This is a genomic window from Microbacterium xanthum, from assembly GCF_034531355.1.
Taxonomy (GTDB): domain Bacteria; phylum Actinomycetota; class Actinomycetes; order Actinomycetales; family Microbacteriaceae; genus Microbacterium; species Microbacterium xanthum.
Genome location: NZ_JAWHUE010000003.1, coordinates 379,502 through 401,155 on the forward strand (window position 1 = coordinate 379,502; position 21,654 = coordinate 401,155).

A 21,654-nucleotide genomic window follows, 5' to 3' on the forward strand; every position below is an offset into this window, starting at 1 on the left:
ACGATCCGCCCCACCGCCGTGCCCCGGCGGCGGCCGGCGGAGCGTTCAGAACTGGACGCGCGGCGGTTCCGAGATGGCCGCACCGTCGACGACTTCGAAGAACTCCCGCTCACTGAAGCCCAGGTTCTTGGCGAAGAGGTTGTTGGGGAACACCTTGATCTTGGTGTTCAACTCCCGCACACCGCCGTTGTAGAAGCGACGCGACGCCTGGATCTTGTCCTCCGTGTCGACGATCGACTGCTGCAGCTGGAGGAAGTTCTGGCTGGCCTGGAGCTGCGGGTAGGCCTCGGCGACCGCGAAGATCGACTTCAGCGCCTGCTGCATGTGCCCCTCCGCCACGCCGGCGTCGGCGGGACTGGCGACGCTGAGCGTCTCGGCACGCGCCCGCGTGACGTTCTCGAAAACGGCCTTCTCGTGTGCGGCGTACCCCTTGACCGCCTCGATGAGATTCGGCAGAAGGTCGGCACGGCGTTTCAGCTGAACCGTGATGTCGCTCCACGCCTCGTCGACGCGCACATTCAACTGCACGAGCGAGTTGTACGTCGCCCACAGGTAGATTCCGGCGATGACGACGATCGCGACGACGATGAGGACCGGGATAAGCCATTCCCACATGTCGACCATCCTATCGGGCGCGTCTCGCCGTCACGCGCCGCGCGCCTCGACTCCCAGCACTCCCCCGGCTCCGGATGCGGGACCGGCCTCAGTCCCCGAGCACGCGCGAGAGATATCGATTGCCGAACAGCCGCTCGGGGTCGAGACGATCGCGCAGTGCGACGAAGTCATCGAAGTGCGGGTACCGGTCCCGGAGCTGGGAGACGCCGAGCGTGTGCATCTTGCCCCAGTGCGGGCGACCGCCGTGGGTGAGCATGATCTGCTCGACCGCCTCGAAGTACTCCGACGGATCCTCCCGCCAGTACCGATGCACGGCGATGTAGGCCGAGTCGCGCCCGTAGGCGGTCGAGAGCCACCTGTCATCGGCGGCGGCGAAACGCACCTCGATCGGGAACGAGACGCGCCAGCCCCGCTCCTCGATCAGAGCGCGCACCTGGTCGAAGGCATCCCCGACGGCGGCGGCCGGCAGGGCGTATTCCATCTCGCGGAAGCGCACGGCGCGCGCCGTCGCGAACACCCGGTGCGAGGCGTCGGTGAACTCGCGATCGCCCCACAGCCGGACGGACGCGCGGGTGATCGTCGGCACGGTCGCCGGGACGGCCCTGGCGACACCGCACGCCGCCTGATGCAGCACTCCTCCGACGAGGGTGTCGTCGACCCAGGCGCCGATCGCGCCGATCGGACGTCGCGGTGCACTCTCGGGCAGGCGGGTGTTGGTCTTGGTCATCGCCTTGTCGGTGTGCGGGAACCAGTAGAACTCGAAGTGATCGGCTTCAGCCGCCCGCCGGTGCAGTTCTCCTCGCACCTCGTCGAGCGATTCGGGACGTTCCACGGCATGCAGCTGGAAAGCGGGCACGCACCGGATCGTGACGTCCACCAACACCCCCAGGGCGCCGAGACCGAGCGCGACGGCCGGAAGCAGGTCGGCATTCTCCTCCTCATCGACGCGGAGCATCTCCCCGTCGCCGACGATGAGGGACGCCGCGACGACCTGCGTGGCAAGTCCTCCGAAGCGGACTCCGGTCCCGTGCGTACCGGTCGAGATCGCACCCGAGATCGACTGACGGTCGATGTCGCCCAGATTCTCCATCGCCAGCCCGTAGGGGGCGAGCAGTCGGGGGATCTGGTGCAACCGCGTTCCGGCGAGGAACGTCGCGTGGCCGCGATCCACATCGACCGAGACCAGACCCGTGAGGTCGGTGAGATCGAGGAGCACTCCGGGGGCGACGGCGATACCCGTGAAGCTGTGACCGGCCCCCACGGCCTTGACCGGCATGCCTCGCTGTTTGGCCGCCGTGACCGCGCGCGCGACCGCGCCGACGGTTCGCGGGAACTCCATCCGCTGGGGGCGCACGGCGGCCGACCGCCCCCAGTTGCGCCACATCGCACCGGGCCTGGTCACAGGAAGGCCTTCCCCTCGCCGCGATACGTGGGCACCTCACCGATGACCGCGCCCCCGTCGACCACGAGATACCGATCGACGTGTTCGGCGGTCTCCCCGCTCTTGGCGTGCCGGAACCACACCCGGTCACCGATGGCGAGGGTGCTCGCGGCGCGGCCCTGCAGGGGCGTCTGCACCTCACCCGCACCCTCTCGCGTGAGTGTGCGAAGGGGCGCCGGCCACACCGGACGAGGCTGCCGGGATGCCGCCGGTGGGCCCGACCCGACCCAGCCGCCGCCCAGCACGGTGACGATGTCGGCCGTCGGTCGGCGCACCACCTCGAGCGAGAATGCGGAGGCGGGGGCCGGCGCGAATCCGCGGTAACCGTCGAACACGTGACCCGCCAGCAGCCCGCTTCCGGCGGTGAGCTCGGTCACCGAGCGGTCCGCCGAGGTGGCCTCCAACGACCCGGTGCCGCCGCCGTTGACGAACTCCAACGCCGCAACATCGCGGAGCGCGGAGACGATGCCGGCGCGCCTGTCGTGGAGCTCGGCGATCGAACGCCGCTTCATCCACCGCATCAGCGGGGCCTCGGGTCCGACCGCATCGGGTTGGCCCGCGACCTGCGCCTCATACATCATGAGGCCGACCAGGCGAACCCCCGGTCGCGCCGCGATCGCCCGGGCCAGGCGAGTGACATCGGCCGCGTCGTGCAGCGGCGAACGACGCACTCCGACGTGCCCGAGCGCCGCCGAACGCCACGAGGCGTCCGCGTCGATGGCGACCCGCACCTCCGCGCGAACGGACGGCGGGGCGACGGCATCGAGCAGATCGAGCTGCGCGATGTCGTCCACCATGAGCGTCACACGCCGCGCGGCAGACTCGTCTGCGGCCAGGTGCGCCAGCGCTGCTCGATCGGCGGTCGGATAGCCGACGACGATGTCCTCATGCGTTTCGGCGAGCCACAGCGCTTCGGGGAGCGTGTAGGCGAGGATGCCGGCGTAGCCGGGCAGCGCGAGAACCGCGTCCAGAACCGCGCGCACGCGGACGGACTTGCTCGCCACCCGGATCGGCACGCCCCCGGCGCGCACCAGCAGGTCGAGGGCGTTGTGCCGGAGCGCCCCCACGTCGATGACCGCGAGCGGTCCGGAGAAATCCGCGACAGCAGCGTCGATGCGCCACCAGAACTCGTCCGGGTCCCGCCCCGTCTGATCCACCGGTTCGCGCGCGAGCAGCTCGATCATGTGCCCCCGCTGGGATTCGAACCCAGACTGAAGCGATTTTAAGTCGCCTGCCTCTGCCGGTTGGGCTACGGGGGCGCCGCGGCACCCTCCACGCTACCGGTCAGCGGGTGGCGGCTTTGTCCTTGTCGGCGTCCGCCTGCTTCTCGGGCTCGGCCGGGCGCGGGCGCGCGGCGAACTCCTCGAAGACGTAGCGCGGGTTCTGCACGCTCGAGAGGCTCACGATGTCACGACCCAGCCACAGGTTGTTCCACCAGCCCCAGATCACGCGGAACTTGCGCTCCCACGTCGGCATGGCCAGTCCGTGGTATCCGCGGTGGGCCAGCCAGGCGACGAAGCCCTTGAGCGCGATCTTGCCCGACTGGAACACACCGTTGTACAGACCGAGGCCCGCGACGGCGCCGAGGTTCTTGTGGAAGTAGTCCTTCGGCTCCTCGCCACGCAGCACCGCGGTGATGTTCTTGGCGAGCAGCTTGCCCTGCCGCACCGCGTGCTGCGCGTTCGGGACGCACATCCCTCCGACCCCGCCGCCGGACAGGTCGGGGACGGCCGAGACGTCGCCCGCGGCCCAGGCGCCCTCGATGATCTCCTCGTCGGTTCCCACGCGCAGGTCCGCACGCGTGCGGATACGGCCACGCTCCTCCACGGGAAGGTCGCTCCCGCGGACGACGGTGGGATTCGCCATGACACCGGCGGTCCAGATGATGAGGTCCGAGGGGAGGGTCTCCCCCGTGGACAGCTCGACGTTGCCATCGACCGCGCCCTTGACCTGCGTGTCGAGATGCACGTGCGCGCCGCGCTTCGCGAGGTCCTTCAGCACCCACTCGCTCGTCGGGAGGGAGACCTCGGGCATGATGCGCCCCATGGCCTCGATCAGGTGGAAGTGCGTGTCCTCGAACGCGATGTTCGGGTACTTCGCGAGCAGCGAGGAGGCGAACGATCGCAGCTCGGCGAAGACCTCGATGCCGGCGAAACCACCACCGACCACGACGACGGTCAGCAGTCGATCGCGTTCAGGACCGGCCGGGAGCATCGCGGCCTTGTCGAAATTGTCGAGCAACTGGTCGCGGATCGCGACGGCTTCTTCAATGGACTTCAGCCCGATCGCGTTGTCGGCGATGCCCGGGATCGGGAACGTGCGCGAGACCGCACCCGCCGTGACGACGATCTGGTCGTAGGACTCGGTGAACGGGGCGCCGACCTCGGGGGTGACCGTGGCCGTCGTGCGGGCGTGGTCGATGCCGGTGATCTTCCCCGTGAGGATGCGGGTGCGCTTCAGGTGACGACGCAGCGACACCACCGAGTGGCGCGCTTCGATCGATCCCGCAGCCACCTCCGGGAGGAAGGGCTGATAGGTCATGTAAGGCAGCGGGTCGACGATGGTGACCTCTGCTTCGCCCTTACGGAGGGTCTTCTCGAGCTTCCAGGCCGTATAGAAGCCTGCGTATCCGCCACCGACGATGAGGATCTTGGGCACGGTGTTGGTCACGAGTGGGGTACTCCCTGTGTCAGCGGCTGGGCGTTCGGGACGCCGATCGGATGCGTCGGACAGCAGCGGTGACGCCGAGCGCCACCAGTATAGCGACGCTCGACAGCATCACGAGCGGCACGGTTCCGTACAGCAGCGTCTCACGCGTGGGCAGCAGAGGCGAATCGTCGCGCGTGAGGGACTCCGCGGGCGGCAGAGCCTCGATCTCCACCGGTTCCACCGTCGGCTCGGCGACGGGACCTGCATCCGCCCGACGGTAGATGCGGATCCATTCCTCGAGGCTTCCCATCGGGTTGGCGGACACCACCGGCACAGAGGCCTCCACGGCCCCCTCGGCGTCGACGAGACCGTACCCGTACAGCACGCTGGAACCCTTCGCCGGGGTCGCCGTGCGGATGAGGCGGTTGATGACGTTGTTCGCGTCGAGATCAGGATGGGCCGAACGGACGAGAGCGGCGATCCCCGCGACGATGGGCGCTGCACCGCTGGTGCCGTCCCACTGCACCACAGCACCGTCGGCAGAGACCCCGAGGAGCTTCTCGCTGGGCGCCGCCACCCCGAGGGTGATTCCCTGCGTGGACGCCTCGACGCTCGCGGTGCCTTCCGGGTCGACGCCGGCGACGGTCAGGACTCCGGGGATCGTCGCGGGAGCGCCGACGGTGGACGTGCCGCTCCCGCGGTTGCCGGCCGCGACGATGACGACGACGTCGTTGTCGAAGGCGTACTGGAACGCGCTGTCCCAGCTCTTGTCCCAATCGGTCGTGTTGGTGGTGAAGGACAGGTTGATGATGTCGGCCCCGTTGTCGACCGACCAGCGGATTCCCTCGGCGACCTGCTCCACGAAGGGCACAGCGGCCGACGATCCGAATCCGACCGAGACCGAGAGCAGGTCGGCTTCCGGTGCGACGCCGATCATGCCCGAGTCGGGACCCGTGCCACGCGCCGCGGCGAGCGAGGCGACCCAGCTGCCGTGGCTCGCGTCGACCGCTCCGACCGGCGTGCGGCCGTCGGCCGAACCGAGGCCGGAGACATCGGTGCCGCCGATGACGGCGGGGTCGAGCTCGACGGGCCCGCGCGCGATGCCGGTGTCGATCACGGCGATCGTCACGCCTGCTCCTCGTGTGGTCTCCCACGCCTCGCTGACCCCGTAGTCCTCGAGCCAGTACTCGAGGCCTCGCACCGGATCGATGAGATCGTCCGGGGTGTCGGCCTCGACGGGGTCGGGACTGACCGTCGCCCCCGTCAGGAGCGTCGCGCCGAGCAGCACCGCCACTGCGGCCGCGGCGAGGCGTCTCATGTCGTCGCCGCTCCCGGATCCGCGCAGACGCACACCCGGGGCGACCACTCGCCGCGCTCGAGCGCCAGGTCACCGATGGGGTTCACGCCCGGGCCGGCCGCGAGGCTGTGCGCCGCGAGCGCGTGCAGGCATTTCACACGCGTGGGCATCCCACCGGAGGAGACACCGGCGATCTCGGGGACCTCCCCGAAGACGGCGCGATCGGCGAGGAATGCCTCATGCGCGCGACGGTAGGCGGTGGCCACCTCATCGTCTTCGGCCAGCAGCTCGTTGTACTCGATCATCACCTGGGTGGCCTCGAGCGCCGACATCGCGCTGGTCGCACCGGGATGGGTCAGGTAGTAGAAGGTGGGAAAGGGCGTTCCGTCATCCAGCCGCGGCGATGTGGCGACCACCGTGGGATTGCCGCACGAACAGCGGGCGGCGATGCCCACCGCGCCCCGCACCGGGCGTCCGAGTTGGGCGCCGAGCACGTCGAGCTCGGCGTCGGTCACGGGGGCGTAGGGCGAGGAGGTCACCGCGTCAATCTACCGGCCGCGACTGGGTCGCCGCTGGGGACGCTCCCGATCACGAGTCCGGCCCGCCGCCGTCGGCCGGCTGCTCGCCGAGGGGCTCGTCCGATGCCGGCACGACCGTCTGCGCGAGCCCCGCCTCGGTCACCGACCGGACCATCTGGGTCATCCAGTCCGTTCGGGTCTGTTCGACATCGTCGCTGACCGCGGCCTGCTCCTGGGGGACGTCGGCGGAGGACAGGTCATTGTCGACGAGGTACACGACTTCGCCCGGCTTGACGTAGTACAGACGCTCGCGCGCCTGGGTCGTGATGAAGGCGGGATCGCGCCACCGATCCTGCTCGGCCTCGAGCCTCTCCACGTCGTCTTGTGCGAGCGCGACGGCTGCTTCGAGTGCCGAGATCCGCTGACGTTGTTCCACGTAGGTGCCGATGGTGGGCACCAGGACGAAGGCGGCAAGGACGACCAGCCCCAGCATGATGACCATGAAGCCGGACAGCCGGATACCGCCGAGCCATCCGCGCACGTCCACCGGCCGACGTGCGCGGGAACGCGAAGGGGAAGCCGTCGTCCTGACCACGGCTCCCCCTCTCGTTCGATCTCTCAGCCTGCGAAGCGCGGGAACGCTGCGCGGCCGATGAACTCCGCCGCGTCGCCCAGCTCTTCCTCGATGCGCAGAAGCTGATTGTATTTGGCCACGCGCTCGCTGCGAGCGGGCGCGCCGCTCTTGATCTGACCGGCACCGGTGGCGACGACGAGGTCGGCGATGGTGGTGTCCTCGGTCTCTCCCGAGCGGTGCGAGAGCATCGCGGTGTAGCCGGCTCGGTGGGCCATGTCGACCGCGTCGAGCGTTTCGCTCAGCGTGCCGATCTGGTTCACCTTGACCAGCAGCGAGTTCGCGACGCCTCGGGCGATGCCGTCGGCGAGACGCTGCGGGTTGGTGACGAAGAGGTCGTCACCCACGAGCTGGGTCTTGGTCCCGAGGGCATCGGTCAGTGCCTTCCAGGCATCCCAGTCGTCTTCGGCGAGCGCGTCCTCGATCGTCACGATCGGGTAGTCGTTGACGAGGCCGACGTAGTAGTCGGTCAGCTCCGCGGCGGTCCAATCCTTGTTCTCGAGGCGGTACACGCCGTCGCTGAAGAACTCGGTGGCGGCCACGTCGAGACCGAGCGCGATGTCGGCACCCGGGGTGAAGCCGGCCTTCTCGATCGCCTTCACCAGGAAGTCCAGGCCCTCGCGGTTGCTGGGCAGGTCGGGGGCGAAGCCGCCCTCGTCGCCGAGGCCCGTGCCGAAGCCGGCGGCCTTCAGCTCGCCCTTGAGGACGTGGTACACCTCGGTGCCCCAGCGCAGCGACTCCGAGAAGGACTCGGCGCCGATGGGAGCCAGGAAGAACTCCTGCATGTCGATGCCGTTGTCGGCGTGCTCGCCGCCGTTGATGACGTTGAACAGCGGGACGGGCAGGATGTGTGCGTTGGGTCCGCCGAGGTAGCGGAACAGCGGGAGGTCCGCCGAGTCGGCCGCCGCCTTGGCGACGGCCAGCGACACGCCGAGGATGGCGTTCGCGCCGGTACGGCCCTTGTTGTCCGTGCCGTCGGTCTCGATGAGGATCTCATCGACGATTCGCTGCTCGCTCGCCTCCACTCCCTCGATCGCGGGCCCGAGCTCGTCGATGACCGCCTCGACGGCCTTCAGCACGCCCTTGCCGTTGTACCGGCCCTTGTCGCCGTCACGCAGTTCATATGCTTCGAAAGCGCCGGTGGAAGCGCCCGACGGGACGGCGGCCCGCTGGACGATGCCGTCGTCGAGGAGCACCTCCACCTCGACGGTCGGGTTTCCGCGCGAGTCGAGGATCTCGCGTGCGCCTACAGCCTCGATAAGTGCCACTGAGGACTCCTTGTCAGATGGAGGGTGGGTCTTCGGAGCGTCATCGGTCCGAGGACGAGTCTAGTGATCGTGGGCGTCGGCGCCACCGGTGTGACGGGCGGGACCCGCCTCGGCGACGAGGGCGAGGGCCACACCGTCCCATCCCTTCGCATCGAGGGTCTGCAGGGCCGTGGCGTCGAAGCGGCGGTCACGGGCCAGCATCTCGAGGCCGCGTTGTGTGCCGATGACGTGTGATTCCATCGTGGCGGGATTGGCGACCTCGCCGGCGCGACCGATGTTGTCGACGACCACCACGGTGCCCTCACGACCGAGACGCGCAGCCCAGTCCAGGTAGATCGTGTTGGACTCTTTGTCCGCGTCGATGAAGACCAGGTCGAACGGGGCGCTCCCCTCGAGGGTCGGCAAGACGTCGACGGCACGCCCCTCGCGCACCTCCACCCGCTCCGCCAGCTGCGCGCGCCTCAGGTTCGCCCGCGCCACCCGCGCATTGGCCGGTTCCGCCTCGATGGTCACGACCCGACCGCCCTCGGGTAACGCACGGGCCAGCCAGATCGTGGAGTAGCCGCCGAGGGTGCCGATTTCGAGGATCCGGCGCGCGCCGGCGATGCGCGCCAGCAGATGAAGGAACTTGCCGCCCACGGGAGCGACCTCGATCGCGGGCAGGCCGGCGGCGTTCTGATCCGTCACAGCGGCGTCGAGCACGGGGTCGTGCCCGACGAGGGTCTCGGTGAGGTAGCGGTCGACGCGACGCCAGGCGTCGGGAGTGGGTTCGGCCATAGGTCCAGCCAAGCCCTGTCGAGGGAGGTGCGTCAACCGCGCTCCTCTGCGCATGGGGATGTCGACCGCGCACAAACGATGCGGCCGGGTCGGCGATCCTCGATGAAGATGCCCTGATGCGGATGACCCCTCGACGCCTCGCGGTCGGTATGAGCCTGTGGTTCCCGAATCTCTTCAGCGGTATCCGCGTGCGGCGGTTCTCCGACGACTGGACGTCGGCGAGCGTCGAGCTGCACGTGAATCCGCTGACGCGCAATTACGTCAAGACGGCGTTCGGCGGATCGATGTCGGCGATGACCGACCCGTACTTCTTCATGTTGGTGAGACATCAGCTCGGCCCCGACTTCATCGTGTGGGACACCCGCGGCGAGATCGAGTTCGTCACACCCGGCCGGGGTGTGCTGACAGCGCACTTCCACGTTCCGCCGGAGAAGATCGCGGAGCTTCGAGAGCGTGCGCATGGCGGCGCGAAGGTCCTCGAATGGTTCGAGACGGTCATCCGGGACGGGGATGGCGATATCGTCGCTCACGTGCGGCGCGAGGTCTACGTGCGCGAGAAACGACGCGTCACCGAGGCGAAGGACGCATCTTTCCCCGGCTGACGACCACGATCATCACGATCGCCACCAGCATCCAGGAGGCGACCCCCAGCGGTCCGACCAGCGCCATGTCCGGCGTCCTGCCGGCCGCGGCCACGAGCAGCACGAATCCTCCGACCGCATTCAGAGACCCGTGCGCGAGGACGGCCGGCCACACGGAATCGCTCCGCAGCCTCAGCCATCCGAAGAAGACGCCCCACGCGACGCACCCGCCGACCATGAGAAGCACGCCGGTGAGGTCGGGCCGCCCGAAGTTGTAGCCGAGCAGGATGACCGGGCTGTGCCAGAGCCCCCACGCGATCCCCGTGAGAAGGAGTGCGGGCCAGGTTCCGAGCGGCATGAGCGCCGGCTGCAGCCAGCCGCGCCACCCGATCTCCTCGCCCGCGGCGAAGGCGCTGTTGATGACCGCCCCCAGCGGGAGCTGCACGAGCTGGAGCACGAGGAGGAGTTGCACGGGCGGCAAGGGGGTGCCGGCGGGGACGGCGGCGTCCAGTTGCTCGCGGAACCCGGACAGCTCGGCGAGGTCGATGTCGACCCAGCCGAGCGCACCGGAGATGACCACCGCGGCAACGACCACCGCGATGGGAACGACCAGGGCCAACCCGAGGAAGCCGAACCACCGGCCGAGCCTGCCCAGCGGCCAGAGGCCGAGGAATGCGCGGCGCCGCTCGGCGGGGGTGCGCAGGACGAAGACCACGGCCGCGGTCGCCAGCGTCGGTGTGAACATCATCGCCGGCAGCAGGAACGGCGCGAGCGGCGAGGACAGCCCCGCCGGGTCCATCCACAGCGGGAGAACGACCAGCCACGCCCCACCGAAGGCGACGGCAAGGAAGACGGCGACGGGGAGGACCGGCACACGATTCATCGAGACGTCCCCCCGCCCGCGGCACGATCGCGCAACACCTGCAACAGCCCCGCGGCGGTCGCGGCGTCGTCGACGGTCACGACGAAGGTGCTCGCCGCTGCCCGGTGCACTTCGAGCGCCTCGCCGCGACGCAGCACCACGCCCGTGCGGCCGTCGAGAGCCTTGCGCAGACCCCATCCCCCGAAGTCCGCCATCGGGTTCACCGACACGACCTTCACCTCGTCGATCTCATCGAGCGGGATGTGGAAGCGCGGCAGACCGAGCGGTGCAGACACGCGCAGTCCCCCTTCGTCCACCCGCACCCGGAACAGCACGGTCGCGAGGATGACGAGGGTGAGCACGACGGCAACGGCGGCGAGGATCGGCCACGCACCGCCCGCCACGGCGAAATCGAAGCCGGCGAGCGTGAACAGGATCACCGCCGCGCCGACCAAGACGATCATCCCGGCGGGGGCGAGCGAGGCCGTGCGCACCCACACGGCGCGCTCCCCGGGGCCGAGGGCGCGCAGCGGGGCGACCTCACCCACCGAACCGCCGCTGACGACCACACGCGGCTGGGAGACCCAGCCCACCACACCGAGGACGATGCCCGTGGCACCTCCCCATACGAGCGGCTCGACGACTCCCCCCGCGTCCGACCACGAGGACGATCCGACCTGCGCGACGAAGGTCCAGGTGATGATGACGACCAGACCGCCCACGACGGCCGGCGTGAGGGCTCCGAGGAAGCGCATCGTCGGCCCCCACTCCCCCTCGCGCGCACCGATCAGAGCGAAGGCGGCAAGGACCAGGGTCATCCCGCCGCCCAGGGCGCCGGTCAGCAGCGGAACCGTCCAGGGCGCGGCGTATCCATCGGGCTCGCCGCTCGCCCCCCAGTGCACCGCGACGGGGTCGGGCACCTGCGGCAGGACCGCGAGCTGGATCACCACCGCCGCGATGGTGAGGATCGACGGCAACAGGATCCCGAACCACCGGAAGGCGCGGCGGGCGCGGGCGAGCAGGGCACGCTCCTCGCGCGGGGGGACGGCGGTCATGAGGACCCCTTTCCTCTCATCGATGGGCCGTCCGTGGGGACGGCGGCGCGCACGGCGGGGTCGACGTCGGCGAGGAGCGAGGCGAGTACGCCGGGGGCGAGCCCGAGCTCTCTCGCGCGCTCGGCGAGCGCGACCACGTCATCGCGCAGGCGAGGGAGAGCTCCGGCGGCCGCGGTGACCACCGCACCGCGGCCGCGTCGCATGTCCACGAGCCCCTCATCTCGGAGCTCCTGATACGCCCGCAGCACCGTGTGCAGGTTCAGGTCGAGCGAAGCCGCCACATCGCGCGCGGACGGAAGCCTGTCCCCCGCGTGGATGCTCCCGGTCGCGATGCCCAGCCGCACCGACGCCGCAACCTGCTCCCACAGGGGGACGTCCTGCGAAGGGTCGACGCGAATGAGCACGCGACTATTATAGTTCCACTAGAACAATACGCACAATACCCGTGGTCGCGTCATCGCGAAGCCACAGGGCCCTCGTCCGCCGCGCCTCTCCCCCGGTCGAGGGGATGCCGCGTGGCGGCACTCGTTCGCCCGAATCCGAGCGCTCCGGCCACCGCCGGCAGCAGAGCTTCCGCGGTGCGCCGGTAGCCCAATGCGCTCGGATGGAACCGATCGAGACTGAACATCTCGTCCGGCTGCGAAAGGAAGAACGGGCCGACAGCGTGCCGGAGCGACACCGCGTAAGCACCCGCGGCCACTGCGGCCTCGGCCTGGGCCTCGGCGAGTTGCCGCGACATCCGCGATCCGAGCGAGCGCAGGGGTTGGGGGACCGGCCGGAGCGCGCCGAGGTCCGGGCACGTACCCACCACGACTTCGGCTCCGCGGGCGCGGAGGCGACCGATCGCATCGACGAGGTGGGCGACGGAGACCCCGACCGGCACGCGATGCGTGATGTCGTTGCCGCCGACCACGATCACCGCCACATCCGGTTCGTCGTCGTCCGAGAGCTCATCGAGCTGGTCGCTCAACGCCGAGGACTCCGATCCCACGACGGCGACCGTGCGCAGCCGGACCGGACGAGACGCCTTCTTCGCGAGACCCTTCGCGATACGCGCGCCGAGCGTCTCCTTGCGCCGCGTCGCCCCGAGCCCGGCCGCGATCGAGTCTCCGAGGACGAGCAGCTCGAGCGGTTTCCCCTCGAGCCTGCGCCGCCACACCCGGTCGGCCTCGAGGGCGTCCTCACCCAACGGCTTGCCGATCACCCGCCTGGCGTGCGTAGCCTGACGCTTCAGCGCCACGCGGGCGGCGGCCAGTGTCGCCGCCGCGGCGCCGATCGCCGCAAAGGCGGCGACGGCGACGGTACGGGTCGGACTCATGCCGCGATTGCATACCGTCGACCTGAACCCCCGCTGACGCCCGGGTGAACGATGCCGACGGCCACGCTCCAGGCGGAGCGCGCTCAGCCGAGCGGCTTCAGCTCGAGAGAGTCGGCGTCTGCACCGGCGTGCACGGCGGCGAAGTGGGAGTACCCGTCGGCCGTCGCGCGATCCAGCAGCGGCTTGAGGTTCTTGGGCCGCTGCTCGAGTCGCACGCGACGTCCCTGACCGATCAGGCGCGCCTTGAGCTCTGCCAGCTCCGTCACCGGGACATCCCGGTCGTGCACGACGACGACCGCGTCGCGGACACCGTCTTCGCGGTCGGCGACGAGATCGACGATCCGCTCGAAGCCGATCGAGAAGCCCACCGCCGGCACCTCCTGCCCGAGGAAGCGACCGATCATGCCGTCGTAGCGCCCGCCGCCGCCGAGCGAGTACGACACCGACGGGTGCGCCACCTCGAAGATGGTGCCGGTGTAGTACCCCATGCCCCGCACGAGGAAAGGATCGAACTCCAGCGGAACGCCCGCACCGCGCGCGGCAGCGACGGCCTCCCCGATGCGGGCGAGGGAATCGATCGCCTCGCCGCCGAGTCCGTCCGGGAGCGCGCCGCGGATGGCCGCCTCACCGAAGCCCCCGGTCTCGGCCGGTTCGCGGGAGAGGAAAGAGACGAACCCGTCCACCGCCTCCGGCACGGACGACCGCCCCCGGAGCTCGGCGCCGACGCCGTCCGGGCCGATCTTGTCGAGTTTGTCGATCGTGATCAGGACACCCGGGCGCTCGTCGACGGGGAAACCGAAGTGCTCGAGCATCGCATCGAGGATCCGACGATCGTTGATGCGGACGGAGCCGCCCTCCAGGCCCAGGGTGTCGAGGGTGTCGAGCGTTGCGGTGATCAGCTCCACTTCTGCACGGGAGGACGCGTCGCCGATGATGTCGATGTCGCACTGCATGAATTGGCGATAGCGGCCCTTCTGCGGACGCTCGGCACGCCATACCGGCGCGATCTGCACCGAGCGGAAGACCCCCGGCAGGTCGGCGCGGTTCGACGCGTAGAAGCGAGCAAGGGGCACCGTGAGGTCGTAGCGCAGCCCGAGGTCGGCGAGAGCGGCGGGGTCATCCGCCGCCGCGCGGACGGTGTCGGCGTCGAGACCACGCTTGAGCACGTTATAGGCGAGTTTCTCGTTGTCCCCGCCGATCCCCGCGTGCAGGCGCGCGTGGTCCTCCATCACCGGCGTCTCGATCTCATCGAATCCGTGAACGCGATAGCGCTCGCGGATCACGGACAGCACGCGCTCACGGCGGGCCTTTTCTGCGGGCAGGAAATCGCGCATTCCGCGCGGCGGGTTGACGGTCGGCACGACCCTATTGTTCCAGGCCGGAGGAACCGTCCCCACCCTCCGCGAGCCGCACGCGGTCGCCGAGGCTGCGGATCCGCGCACGCAACGCACCCTCCGCGTCCCATCCCCGCTGCCGTGCCTCTGCGGCCAGGCTCAGCAGCAGATCGCCCAGCTCCTGCTCTGATTCCGGCATCGACGCCGGCGCGGACACGTCGACTCCGACGCCCCGCGCCTTGCCTGTGACCTTCTGCGCGAGCGCGAGAGCGGGCATCCGCTCGCTCACGCCGTCGAGGACGCTCGTGCGCGCGGACTTCTCCTCGGCCTTCGCCGCGTTCCAGAGCCGCAGGACCTCCGCCGGCGTCTCGGCGCTCTCCCCCGCGAACACATGCGGGTGTCGACGGACCATCTTCTCAGTCAGGCCCCGCGCCACATCGTCGATGTCGAAAGGCGCGTCCGCATCGCGCGAGGCGATCTCGGCGTGGAACAGCACCTGCCACAGCAGGTCGCCGAGCTCCTCGCGGACATCCTCTCGGGGACCCGCCTCGATGGCGTCGATGAGCTCGGCGCTCTCCTCGACCAGATAGGGCACGAGGGCGCGGTGATCGATCTGCTGGCTCCACACGCAACGATCCCTCACCGCGCGCATCGTCTCGGCGGCGGCGCGGAGCGGGTCGCTCAGGCCGTCGCGGCGGGGATCGTCTTCTCGAGCCGACGGTAGTGCCATGCCCGCCACGATACGAGAACACCGGCGAGAACGAGCGAGATCATCGAGCCGCCGAGCACACCCAGCGTCGCTTGATCCCGGATCTCGGGATGATCCGCGAAGGCCAGCTCCGACAGCAGCAGCGAGACGGTGAAGCCGATGCCGCCCAGCGAACCGGCCGCGAGCAGATCGGTGAACGTGAGCGCCGGCGGTCCCTCACGGTGACCGACACGCAACGAGATCCAGCCGAAGATGCCGATGCCGACGATCTTTCCGACCGGCAGAGCGACCAGGATGCCCCAGAACGCCGGCGAGAGCTCGCTCGGGCTGACCTCCGGGATCACCACGAGAGCGGCGGAGAAGGCGAAGACCGGCAGCACGATGGCATTGACCCACGGCTCGAGCACGTGACGGGCATGCAGCGCCGGTTGCTGACTCATCGCCAGTCCGAGCGCCACACCGGCGATCGTCGCGTGGACACCCGATTTGTACACGAGAGCCCATGTGACGACGCCGATCACGATGAGCGCGATCGTGATCGGAATCCGCGCCCGCGTGTCGACGCGGCGGGACAGGATGCCGAACAGGACGACCAGGCCGGCCGCGCCGAGCAACATGCCGTAGTTGACGTCGGTGGTGAAGAGCACAGCGATGAAGATGATGCCGACGATGTCGTCGAGGATCGCCAGGGCCAGCAGGAAGACACGCAGCGCCGAGGGCAGCCCCTTGCCGAACACGGCGAGCACACCCAGGGCGAAGGCGATGTCGGTCGCGGTCGGGATCGGCCATCCGTTGACGACGTCCGAACCGTTCGCGATCGCGACGTAGAAGATGATCGGGACGATCACCCCGCCCGCGGCGGCGATGGCCGGCTGCAGCGCCTTCTTGGCGGAGTTGAGCTGACCGCTGGTCAGCTCGAACTGCAGCTCGACGGCCACGACGAAGAAGAACAGCGCCAGCAGACCGTCTTTGATCCAGTGCGACACCGACAACTCGAAGAACTCCGGGATGCCGATGTAGACGTGCATGAAGTCGTCGACCGCGGTGCCCGCGGGCGAATTCGCCACCGCGAGGCCCGCCGCCGCCGCAACGAGCAGAACGATCGCGGGGAACCGCTCGGAGCGGAACAGTGACAGAGGGGACTGGGACATACGGTCCTTTCGTCGTCTGGGATGCGCTGAACCACGCCGACCAGACTTCCCGGCACACCAAGCTCCCAGTCTACCGGGCGCGTCCGTCGGCGCCGTCCGCGGGAGCACGGGAGCCGTCCGTGTCAAGAGGCCCCCCGCGGCGACGCTAGCGTGGACGTATGCGCGAACTGACCAACACCGAGGCGATCGACCTCGTCGGCCGCTACGAAGCCGGCCAGGAGATCCCCGACACGATGCGCGCCGACGTGCGGCTGCTCGGCGGACTGCTCGGACGCGTGCTCCGGGAAAGCGGATCCCCGGGCCTGTTCGAAGACGTCGAACGCCTGCGGGCGGCGACCATCCAGGCCTACACGGACGCGACCCCGGAGGCGTTCGCCCGCGCCGAGGCCATTGCCGAGTCGTTCAGCATCGACCGCGCCGAGGAAGTCGCGCGGGCCTTCACGTGCTACTTCCACCTCGTCAACCTCGCCGAGGAGCACCAGCGGGTGCGCGTGCTGCGGCAGCGCGACGGCCGACCCGATCGCGAGGACGCCACCGACTCGGTGGCCGCCGCGTTCGTGCGCCTGGCCGCCGAGATCGGCGATGACTCGGCCCTGGAACGCCTGCAGGGGCTGCGTTTCCACCCGGTCTTCACCGCGCACCCCACGGAGGCGCGACGCCGCGCGATCTCGACCGGGATCCGCCGGCTCGCCGAGCTCCTCGAGGATCGTGATGCCTCGCTGCGCAACGGTGCCGACGAAGCCCGCGCCGAACGTCAGATGCTCGAAGAGATCGACACCCTCTGGCGCACCGGTCCGCTGCGCGCCGAGAAGCCGTCGCCGACCGACGAGGTGCGCGCGGTCATGGCGGTCTTCGACGACACCCTCTTCACCTCGATCCCCGAGGTCTACCGCCGCGTGGACGACGCACTCCAGGGCCCTGCCGCGGGAAGTCGCAGCCCCGTGGTGCGCCCGTTCGTCCGGATCGGCTCGTGGGTCGGGGGCGACCGCGACGGCAACCCCTTCGTGACGGCCTCGGTCACCCGCAAGGCGGCGAAGATCGCCGGAGAGCACGTGCTGCTCGGGCTCGAACGCGCGGCGCAGCGCATCGGTCGCACGCTCACCCTCGACGCGGACACGACCCCGCCCAGCGAGGCCGCGACCGCGCTGTGGCACCGCCTCCGCGCCGCAGACGAAGACGCTGCCCGCGACATCGCCAAGCGCTCGCCCGGCGAGCTGCACCGGGGCATCGTGCTGCTGACGACGCGCAAGATCGCGGCGACGCGCACGCGCGACGCCGACCTCGCCTACGGGACGCCGGACGAGCTGCTCGCCGATCTCCGCGTCGTGCAGGACTCCCTCATCCAGGCCGGTGCGCCACGCCAGGCCTACGGCCAGCTGCAGCAGCTGATCTGGCAGGTCGAGACGTTCGGATTCCATCTCGCCGAGCTCGAGGTCCGCCAGCACTCCGCGGTCCATCGCAAGGTGCTCGACGAGCTCGACGCGGGTGGTGAGCGCTCGGAGCTGACCGAGGAGGTCCTCGAGGTCTTCCGCGTGGTGAAGTTCCTCCAAGACCGCTACGGACCCCGCGCTGCCGGTCGGTACATCGTGTCGTTCACCCAGTCCGCCGAGGATCTTGCGAACGTCCACCGATTGGCCCGCTACGCCGTCGGCGAGGGGGGAACCCCTCCGGTGCTGGATGTCATCCCGCTGTTCGAGACCTTCGCCGACCTGCAGGCTGCGCCGGCGATCCTGCGCGAGATCGTGCAGCATCCCTCGTTCGCGGCGCGACTGGCCGAAACGGGCGACAAGCTCGAGGTGATGCTCGGCTACTCCGACTCGTCGAAGGACGTCGGCCCCGTCGCTGCGACGCTCGCGTTGTACGAAGCCCAGGCGGCGATCGCCGACTGGGCGACGGAGGCGAAGATCGAACTGACCCTCTTCCATGGGCGGGGCGGTGCACTCGGTCGCGGCGGCGGGCCCGCCAACTCCGCCATCCTCGCCCAGCCGCCGCACTCGGTCGACGGTCGCTTCAAGCTGACCGAGCAGGGCGAGGTCATCTTCGCCCGCTACGGCGAGCCGGCCATCGCCAAGCGGCACATCGATCAGGTCGCCGCCGCGATGCTCCTGGCGTCTTCGCCGTCGGTCGAGCGGACCAACCGGCACGCCGCGCAGCAGTTCCGCGGTATCGGCGAGGCCATGGACACCGCCAGCCGCGACCGGTTCGCCGCGCTGGTGAACGCCCCGGGCTTCGCCCCGTGGTTCGCGCAGGTCACGCCCATGGAGGAGATCGGGCTCCTCGCCCTCGGTTCGCGCCCCGCTCGCCGCGGTCTGTCGGTCGAGTCCCTCGCCGACCTCCGCGCCATCCCGTGGGTGTTCGCCTGGTCGCAGGCGCGTATCAACCTCGCCGGCTGGTTCGGCCTCGGTACGGCCCTTCAGGCAGTCGGCGACGAGGCGCAACTTCGCCGTGCGTACGAACAGTGGCCGCTGTTCCGCACGCTGATCGACAATGTGGCGATGAGCCTGGCCAAAACCGACGACCGGATCGCGATGCGGTATCTCGACCTGGGCGACCGTGAGGAGCTCGCGGCGCTCGTGCGCGAGGAGATGGCGCTCACCCGCGAGTGGGTCATCCGGCTGACCGACGGGGACGAGCTGCTGGCCAACAAGCCGGTGCTTCAGCGCGCCGTGAAGCTGCGCAGCCCGTACGTGGACGCCCTGTCGCTCCTGCAGCTGCGTGCCCTGCGGACGCTCCGCGACGACGCCGCCAACGGCCGGGACCTCGACCCCGACCAGCAGCGTCTGCTGCTGCTGTCGGTCAACGGCGTTTCGGCGGGTCTTCAGAACACCGGCTGACTCACGCTCCGTCGGCCTCGCGATCGTCCGCGTGGCGGGCGCGGCCGTCCGTACCTCTTGGTGCGCTGAGGTCGGGTGCACCCCGCCCCACCGACATGACGGTCGTCAGGGGCCGGTCTCGACCTCGCGCTCCGGGTCGCGGCTGTACGCAGACCAGCCGCCGACGAACAGGCGCGCCCGACCGATCCCGAGGTGCTCCATGGTGAGCAGGTTATGGCACGCGGTCACCCCCGACCCGCAGTACGCGATGACACGGTCGACGGTGTCGGCGGTCACGCCGGCGGTCGCGAATCCCTCCCGGATGCCCTCGTCGGCGATCAGGAAGCCGTCGGCGTCGACGTTGTCGCGGCATGGCACGCTCCGGGCCCCGGGGACATGTCCCGGGCGCGGGTCGACGGGGTCCTCTCCCCCGACGAAACGCTCCCGAGCCCGCGCATCCACGGCGATGGCGTCCTCGTGCACGAGGTCGTCGACGCCGGCGAGCATCGCCTCCGGCCACTCCCGGGCGGTGAAGGCCGACCGGGTGCGGATCGGTGTCGTCGTGGAGAGGTCGCCGCTGTGCGTCGCAAGTCCGCCGTCGAGGAGGGCGGCCCGATGCCCGGTCACCCGCAGCATCCACACGAGTCGCGCCGCGATCACCCCGCCCTGATCGTCGTACGCGACCACGATGTCGTCGTCGGCCACCCCGAGGGTGCGCATGCCCTCGGCGAAGACCTCCGGCGACGGCAGCGGATGCCGCCCCGCCGCGGGGGTCGCCGCCGCCGACAGCCAGCGCTCGAGGTCGACGAACACGGCGTCCGGAAGGTGGCCGCGGTCGTACGCCTCGCGCCCCGACCGGCCATCGAGATACCAGCGCACATCCGCGAGGACCACCACGCCGGGGAGCCGGTGGAGCTCGGCGGCGGAGACGAAAGGCGGCACCGTCTCGAGGACATCCATGCCCCGACCCTATCCACCCGCGCTGTTACGGTCGGATGGTGTCTGACTGGTGGAGCGCTTTCGTCCATTCCCTGGCCACTCGACAGTTCGCTCTCGTCGTCATGCAGATGATCGTGTGGGTAGCGATGGCCGTCGTGTGGGTGGCGGCGTTCGCCGTCGACCCCGACGTGTGGCGAGGGTTCCTCGCGACCGCCTCGACGATCCTCGCCGTCTTCTGGAGCGGTGTCTTCGTGCGCGCGCGTCACCTGCGGCGCCGAGAAGGGCACCGCTGACGACCTCGCCGCTCGGGATCACCGGCCGCTGTCGACCAGACTCGCGTCGAGACGATCGACCATCCGGCCGAAACTGGCGTCGGGATCGACCGGGAGGGCGAACGCCCCGGCGGTCTCCAAGGTCACGAACCCGTGCAGCGACGAACGCAGGAAGCGGGTCGCGTCAACCGCGTCCTCTCCCGCGAGACCGTAGGCGGCCAGCACATCGAAGACGACCTGGGCGAGTGCCGCTGACACCGCCTGGTCCTGCGGGTCATCGGGTGCAGGGGCACGCACGGTCAACGCGTATCGCGCGGGATGTTCACGCGCCCACGCGCGATAGGCCGCGGCGATCGCACGCACGGCATCGGCGCCGGACCGGCCGCGGACCGCGCGCCCCAGGACCTCTTCGAACTCCGCTTTCGCGGCGAGGGCGACACCGCGACGCAGGCCGGGGAGACCGTCGACATGCTTGTACAGTGACGGCGCTTTGACACCGAGCCGCGCGGCTACGACCGCCAGACTCAGATCCGCGGCGCCTCCCTCGTCGAGGATCTCGGCGCCGCACGCGATGACCGCATCGGCATCCAGACCGACCCTAGGCACGACGCCGCGCCTCGGCCAGGAAGTTTAGAACGGCGGATGCCGTGGCCTCGGGACTCTGCGCCTGTGGATAGTGGCCGGCGCCGGGGACCATCACCACCGCGCCACCGAGCGCATCGGCGATCCACTCCGCCTCGGCCCGTGGGCTTGCGAAGTCAGGGTCGAGCTCACCCATCACCACGAGGCTCGGCGCCGCGACGTCGTGGATCCGCCGCTCGGCCGGTGCGTGGTCGGTGCGTGCTGTGCGGCTGAAGGCGCGCGCGTACCCGGGTCGACGCATCGCGTCGGCGACCCGTTCGCGGTAGGAGTCGAAGTCAGCGGGCTTGTCACCGGCGTACAGGGTCGGCATGTACGCCTTCCAGACCGGCACGACCCACGGGCGCGCGGTCATGGCATGGAACAGAAGCTTCATCGCGGGATTCGTCGGCGGGTTCCGAACGAACGGTCCCAGCAGCACCAGCGCCTCGACGAGGTCGGGATGCTCGGCCGCGACGATCACGGCGGAGCCGGCGGACATCGAGTTGCCCACGATGGTCGCCGGTCCACCCAGGTGGCGGATGAGGGCGGCCAGGTCACGGGCCGTCGCGGTGTCGCCGTACTCGTCGAATCCGGTGTCACTGTCACCGTGGCCGCGCAGGTCGACGCTCACGACCGTATGACCGGCGTTCTCCAGGAGCGGGACGAGGTGACGGTAGGACGAGCGCAGTTCCCCCATCCCCGGGACGAGCAGGACCGTGGGGCCCGCTCCCCCTACGTCGAAAGCGATGCGCCCTCCGGGCACGGAGAGGTACTGCGTTCCATCTGTCATGCGGCTAATATAC

The 21,654-nt window shown here is 69.9% G+C and carries 22 protein-coding genes and 1 tRNA gene; 3 read left to right on the forward strand and 20 right to left on the reverse strand.

Annotated features, from left to right (window positions below; genetic code table 11):
- Positions 1-45: 45 nt before the first annotated feature.
- The 10 genes from RZO50_RS11895 to RZO50_RS11940 form a co-directional block, all read right to left on the reverse strand.
- Positions 46-615: a LemA family protein gene (locus tag RZO50_RS11895; RefSeq protein ID WP_322599940.1), complete on the reverse strand. Its 570-nt coding sequence runs from the start codon at positions 613-615 to the stop codon at positions 46-48.
- Positions 616-703: 88 nt separating this feature from the next.
- Positions 704-2,017 (reverse strand): D-arabinono-1,4-lactone oxidase, encoded by a 1,314-nt coding sequence (locus tag RZO50_RS11900; RefSeq protein WP_322599941.1) that lies wholly within the window; start codon positions 2,015-2,017, stop codon positions 704-706.
- Positions 2,014-3,240: an alanine racemase gene (locus RZO50_RS11905; protein ID WP_322599942.1), complete on the reverse strand. Its 1,227-nt coding sequence runs from the start codon at positions 3,238-3,240 to the stop codon at positions 2,014-2,016. Before RZO50_RS11905 ends, RZO50_RS11900 begins: the two co-directional genes overlap by 4 nt.
- 1 nt (position 3,241) lies before the next feature.
- Positions 3,242-3,315, reverse strand: a tRNA-Leu gene (locus tag RZO50_RS11910).
- Between the two features lie 25 nt (positions 3,316-3,340).
- Entirely contained in the window at positions 3,341-4,714 is a 1,374-nt protein-coding gene (locus RZO50_RS11915; RefSeq protein WP_322600032.1) for an NAD(P)/FAD-dependent oxidoreductase, read from the reverse strand.
- A 31-nt stretch (positions 4,715-4,745) separates the two neighbouring features.
- A complete protein-coding gene (locus RZO50_RS11920; RefSeq protein WP_322599943.1) occupies positions 4,746-6,023 on the reverse strand; it encodes a S8 family serine peptidase in 1,278 nt (425 codons plus the stop codon).
- Entirely contained in the window at positions 6,020-6,541 is a 522-nt protein-coding gene (locus RZO50_RS11925; RefSeq protein WP_322599944.1) for a DUF501 domain-containing protein, read from the reverse strand. The genes RZO50_RS11920 and RZO50_RS11925 overlap by 4 nt, the downstream gene beginning before the upstream one ends.
- A gap of 49 nt (positions 6,542-6,590) precedes the next feature.
- The gene (locus RZO50_RS11930) at positions 6,591-7,067 is read right to left on the reverse strand and encodes an FtsB family cell division protein (RefSeq protein WP_322599945.1); all 477 of its coding nucleotides are present in this window, start codon (positions 7,065-7,067) and stop codon (positions 6,591-6,593) included.
- 71 nt (positions 7,068-7,138) lie between these two features.
- Complete coding sequence (gene eno / locus RZO50_RS11935) at positions 7,139-8,419, reverse strand: phosphopyruvate hydratase (protein WP_322599946.1); 1,281 nt, start codon at positions 8,417-8,419, stop codon at positions 7,139-7,141.
- Between the two features lie 60 nt (positions 8,420-8,479).
- Entirely contained in the window at positions 8,480-9,196 is a 717-nt protein-coding gene (locus tag RZO50_RS11940; protein ID WP_322599947.1) for an O-methyltransferase, read from the reverse strand.
- A gap of 116 nt (positions 9,197-9,312) precedes the next feature.
- Between RZO50_RS11940 and RZO50_RS11945 the strand changes: the two genes are divergently transcribed.
- Entirely contained in the window at positions 9,313-9,798 is a 486-nt protein-coding gene (locus tag RZO50_RS11945; protein ID WP_322599948.1) for a PaaI family thioesterase, read from the forward strand.
- On the opposite strand, the gene RZO50_RS11950 is transcribed toward RZO50_RS11945, so the two are convergent.
- The 7 genes from RZO50_RS11950 to nhaA all read right to left on the reverse strand — a co-directional run bounded on the left by RZO50_RS11950 (position 9,764) and on the right by nhaA (position 16,206).
- The gene (locus RZO50_RS11950; RefSeq protein ID WP_322599949.1) at positions 9,764-10,660 is read right to left on the reverse strand and encodes a CPBP family intramembrane glutamic endopeptidase; all 897 of its coding nucleotides are present in this window, start codon (positions 10,658-10,660) and stop codon (positions 9,764-9,766) included. The two genes, RZO50_RS11945 and RZO50_RS11950, sit on opposite strands and share 35 nt — an antisense overlap.
- On the reverse strand, positions 10,657-11,694 hold the full coding sequence (locus tag RZO50_RS11955; RefSeq protein WP_322599950.1) for a DUF1648 domain-containing protein: 1,038 nt from the start codon (positions 11,692-11,694) through the stop codon (positions 10,657-10,659). Before RZO50_RS11955 ends, RZO50_RS11950 begins: the two co-directional genes overlap by 4 nt.
- Positions 11,691-12,098 (reverse strand): GntR family transcriptional regulator, encoded by a 408-nt coding sequence (locus tag RZO50_RS11960; protein ID WP_322599951.1) that lies wholly within the window; start codon positions 12,096-12,098, stop codon positions 11,691-11,693. Before RZO50_RS11960 ends, RZO50_RS11955 begins: the two co-directional genes overlap by 4 nt.
- Positions 12,099-12,148: 50 nt before the next feature.
- Positions 12,149-13,012, reverse strand: coding sequence for an SGNH/GDSL hydrolase family protein (locus RZO50_RS11965; RefSeq protein WP_322599952.1), 864 nt, complete (start codon positions 13,010-13,012; stop codon positions 12,149-12,151).
- A gap of 83 nt (positions 13,013-13,095) precedes the next feature.
- Positions 13,096-14,346 (reverse strand): histidine--tRNA ligase, encoded by a 1,251-nt coding sequence (hisS, locus tag RZO50_RS11970; protein WP_322600033.1) that lies wholly within the window; start codon positions 14,344-14,346, stop codon positions 13,096-13,098.
- Between the two features lie 31 nt (positions 14,347-14,377).
- On the reverse strand, positions 14,378-15,076 hold the full coding sequence (locus RZO50_RS11975) for a nucleoside triphosphate pyrophosphohydrolase (protein WP_322599953.1): 699 nt from the start codon (positions 15,074-15,076) through the stop codon (positions 14,378-14,380).
- Positions 15,028-16,206, reverse strand: a complete 1,179-nt coding sequence (nhaA, locus tag RZO50_RS11980; protein ID WP_322599954.1) for a Na+/H+ antiporter NhaA — start codon at positions 16,204-16,206, stop codon at positions 15,028-15,030. Before nhaA ends, RZO50_RS11975 begins: the two co-directional genes overlap by 49 nt.
- A gap of 158 nt (positions 16,207-16,364) precedes the next feature.
- Here nhaA and RZO50_RS11985 point away from each other — a divergent pair, with 158 nt between their 5' ends.
- Positions 16,365-19,040, forward strand: a complete 2,676-nt coding sequence (locus RZO50_RS11985; protein WP_322599955.1) for a phosphoenolpyruvate carboxylase — start codon at positions 16,365-16,367, stop codon at positions 19,038-19,040.
- A 105-nt stretch (positions 19,041-19,145) separates the two neighbouring features.
- Here the strand turns inward: RZO50_RS11985 and RZO50_RS11990 are convergent, their stop codons facing one another.
- The gene (locus RZO50_RS11990) at positions 19,146-19,979 is read right to left on the reverse strand and encodes a sulfurtransferase (RefSeq protein WP_322599956.1); all 834 of its coding nucleotides are present in this window, start codon (positions 19,977-19,979) and stop codon (positions 19,146-19,148) included.
- Positions 19,980-20,017: 38 nt separating this feature from the next.
- Between RZO50_RS11990 and RZO50_RS11995 the strand changes: the two genes are divergently transcribed.
- Positions 20,018-20,251, forward strand: coding sequence for a hypothetical protein (locus RZO50_RS11995; protein WP_322599957.1), 234 nt, complete (start codon positions 20,018-20,020; stop codon positions 20,249-20,251).
- An 18-nt stretch (positions 20,252-20,269) separates the two neighbouring features.
- Here RZO50_RS11995 and RZO50_RS12000 read toward each other — a convergent pair whose 3' ends face one another.
- Together RZO50_RS12000 and RZO50_RS12005 are read right to left on the reverse strand one after the other, a co-directional pair.
- On the reverse strand, positions 20,270-20,836 hold the full coding sequence (locus RZO50_RS12000) for a TetR/AcrR family transcriptional regulator (protein ID WP_322599958.1): 567 nt from the start codon (positions 20,834-20,836) through the stop codon (positions 20,270-20,272).
- Positions 20,829-21,641 (reverse strand): alpha/beta fold hydrolase, encoded by an 813-nt coding sequence (locus RZO50_RS12005; protein ID WP_322599959.1) that lies wholly within the window; start codon positions 21,639-21,641, stop codon positions 20,829-20,831. The genes RZO50_RS12000 and RZO50_RS12005 overlap by 8 nt, the downstream gene beginning before the upstream one ends.
- Between the last annotated feature and the right edge of the window lie 13 nt (positions 21,642-21,654).

What these genes read in the sequence shown, in the direction of transcription:
- RZO50_RS11895 (WP_322599940.1), bottom strand. Translation starts at nt 615, where the DNA reads ATGTGGGAATGGCTTATCCCGGTCCTCATCGTCGTCGCGATCGTCGTC.
- RZO50_RS11905 (WP_322599942.1), bottom strand. Translation starts at nt 3,240, where the DNA reads ATGATCGAGCTGCTCGCGCGCGAACCGGTGGATCAGACGGGGCGGGAC.
- RZO50_RS11920 (WP_322599943.1), bottom strand. Translation starts at nt 6,023, where the DNA reads ATGAGACGCCTCGCCGCGGCCGCAGTGGCGGTGCTGCTCGGCGCGACG.
- RZO50_RS11940 (WP_322599947.1), bottom strand. Translation starts at nt 9,196, where the DNA reads ATGGCCGAACCCACTCCCGACGCCTGGCGTCGCGTCGACCGCTACCTC.
- RZO50_RS11945 (WP_322599948.1), top strand. Translation starts at nt 9,313, where the DNA reads ATGCGGATGACCCCTCGACGCCTCGCGGTCGGTATGAGCCTGTGGTTC.
- RZO50_RS11950 (WP_322599949.1), bottom strand. Translation starts at nt 10,660, where the DNA reads ATGAATCGTGTGCCGGTCCTCCCCGTCGCCGTCTTCCTTGCCGTCGCC.
- RZO50_RS11955 (WP_322599950.1), bottom strand. Translation starts at nt 11,694, where the DNA reads ATGACCGCCGTCCCCCCGCGCGAGGAGCGTGCCCTGCTCGCCCGCGCC.
- RZO50_RS11965 (WP_322599952.1), bottom strand. Translation starts at nt 13,012, where the DNA reads ATGAGTCCGACCCGTACCGTCGCCGTCGCCGCCTTTGCGGCGATCGGC.
- hisS (WP_322600033.1), bottom strand. Translation starts at nt 14,346, where the DNA reads ATGCGCGATTTCCTGCCCGCAGAAAAGGCCCGCCGTGAGCGCGTGCTG.
- RZO50_RS11975 (WP_322599953.1), bottom strand. Translation starts at nt 15,076, where the DNA reads ATGGCACTACCGTCGGCTCGAGAAGACGATCCCCGCCGCGACGGCCTG.
- nhaA (WP_322599954.1), bottom strand. Translation starts at nt 16,206, where the DNA reads ATGTCCCAGTCCCCTCTGTCACTGTTCCGCTCCGAGCGGTTCCCCGCG.
- RZO50_RS11985 (WP_322599955.1), top strand. Translation starts at nt 16,365, where the DNA reads ATGCGCGAACTGACCAACACCGAGGCGATCGACCTCGTCGGCCGCTAC.
- RZO50_RS11990 (WP_322599956.1), bottom strand. Translation starts at nt 19,979, where the DNA reads ATGGATGTCCTCGAGACGGTGCCGCCTTTCGTCTCCGCCGCCGAGCTC.
- RZO50_RS12005 (WP_322599959.1), bottom strand. Translation starts at nt 21,641, where the DNA reads ATGACAGATGGAACGCAGTACCTCTCCGTGCCCGGAGGGCGCATCGCT.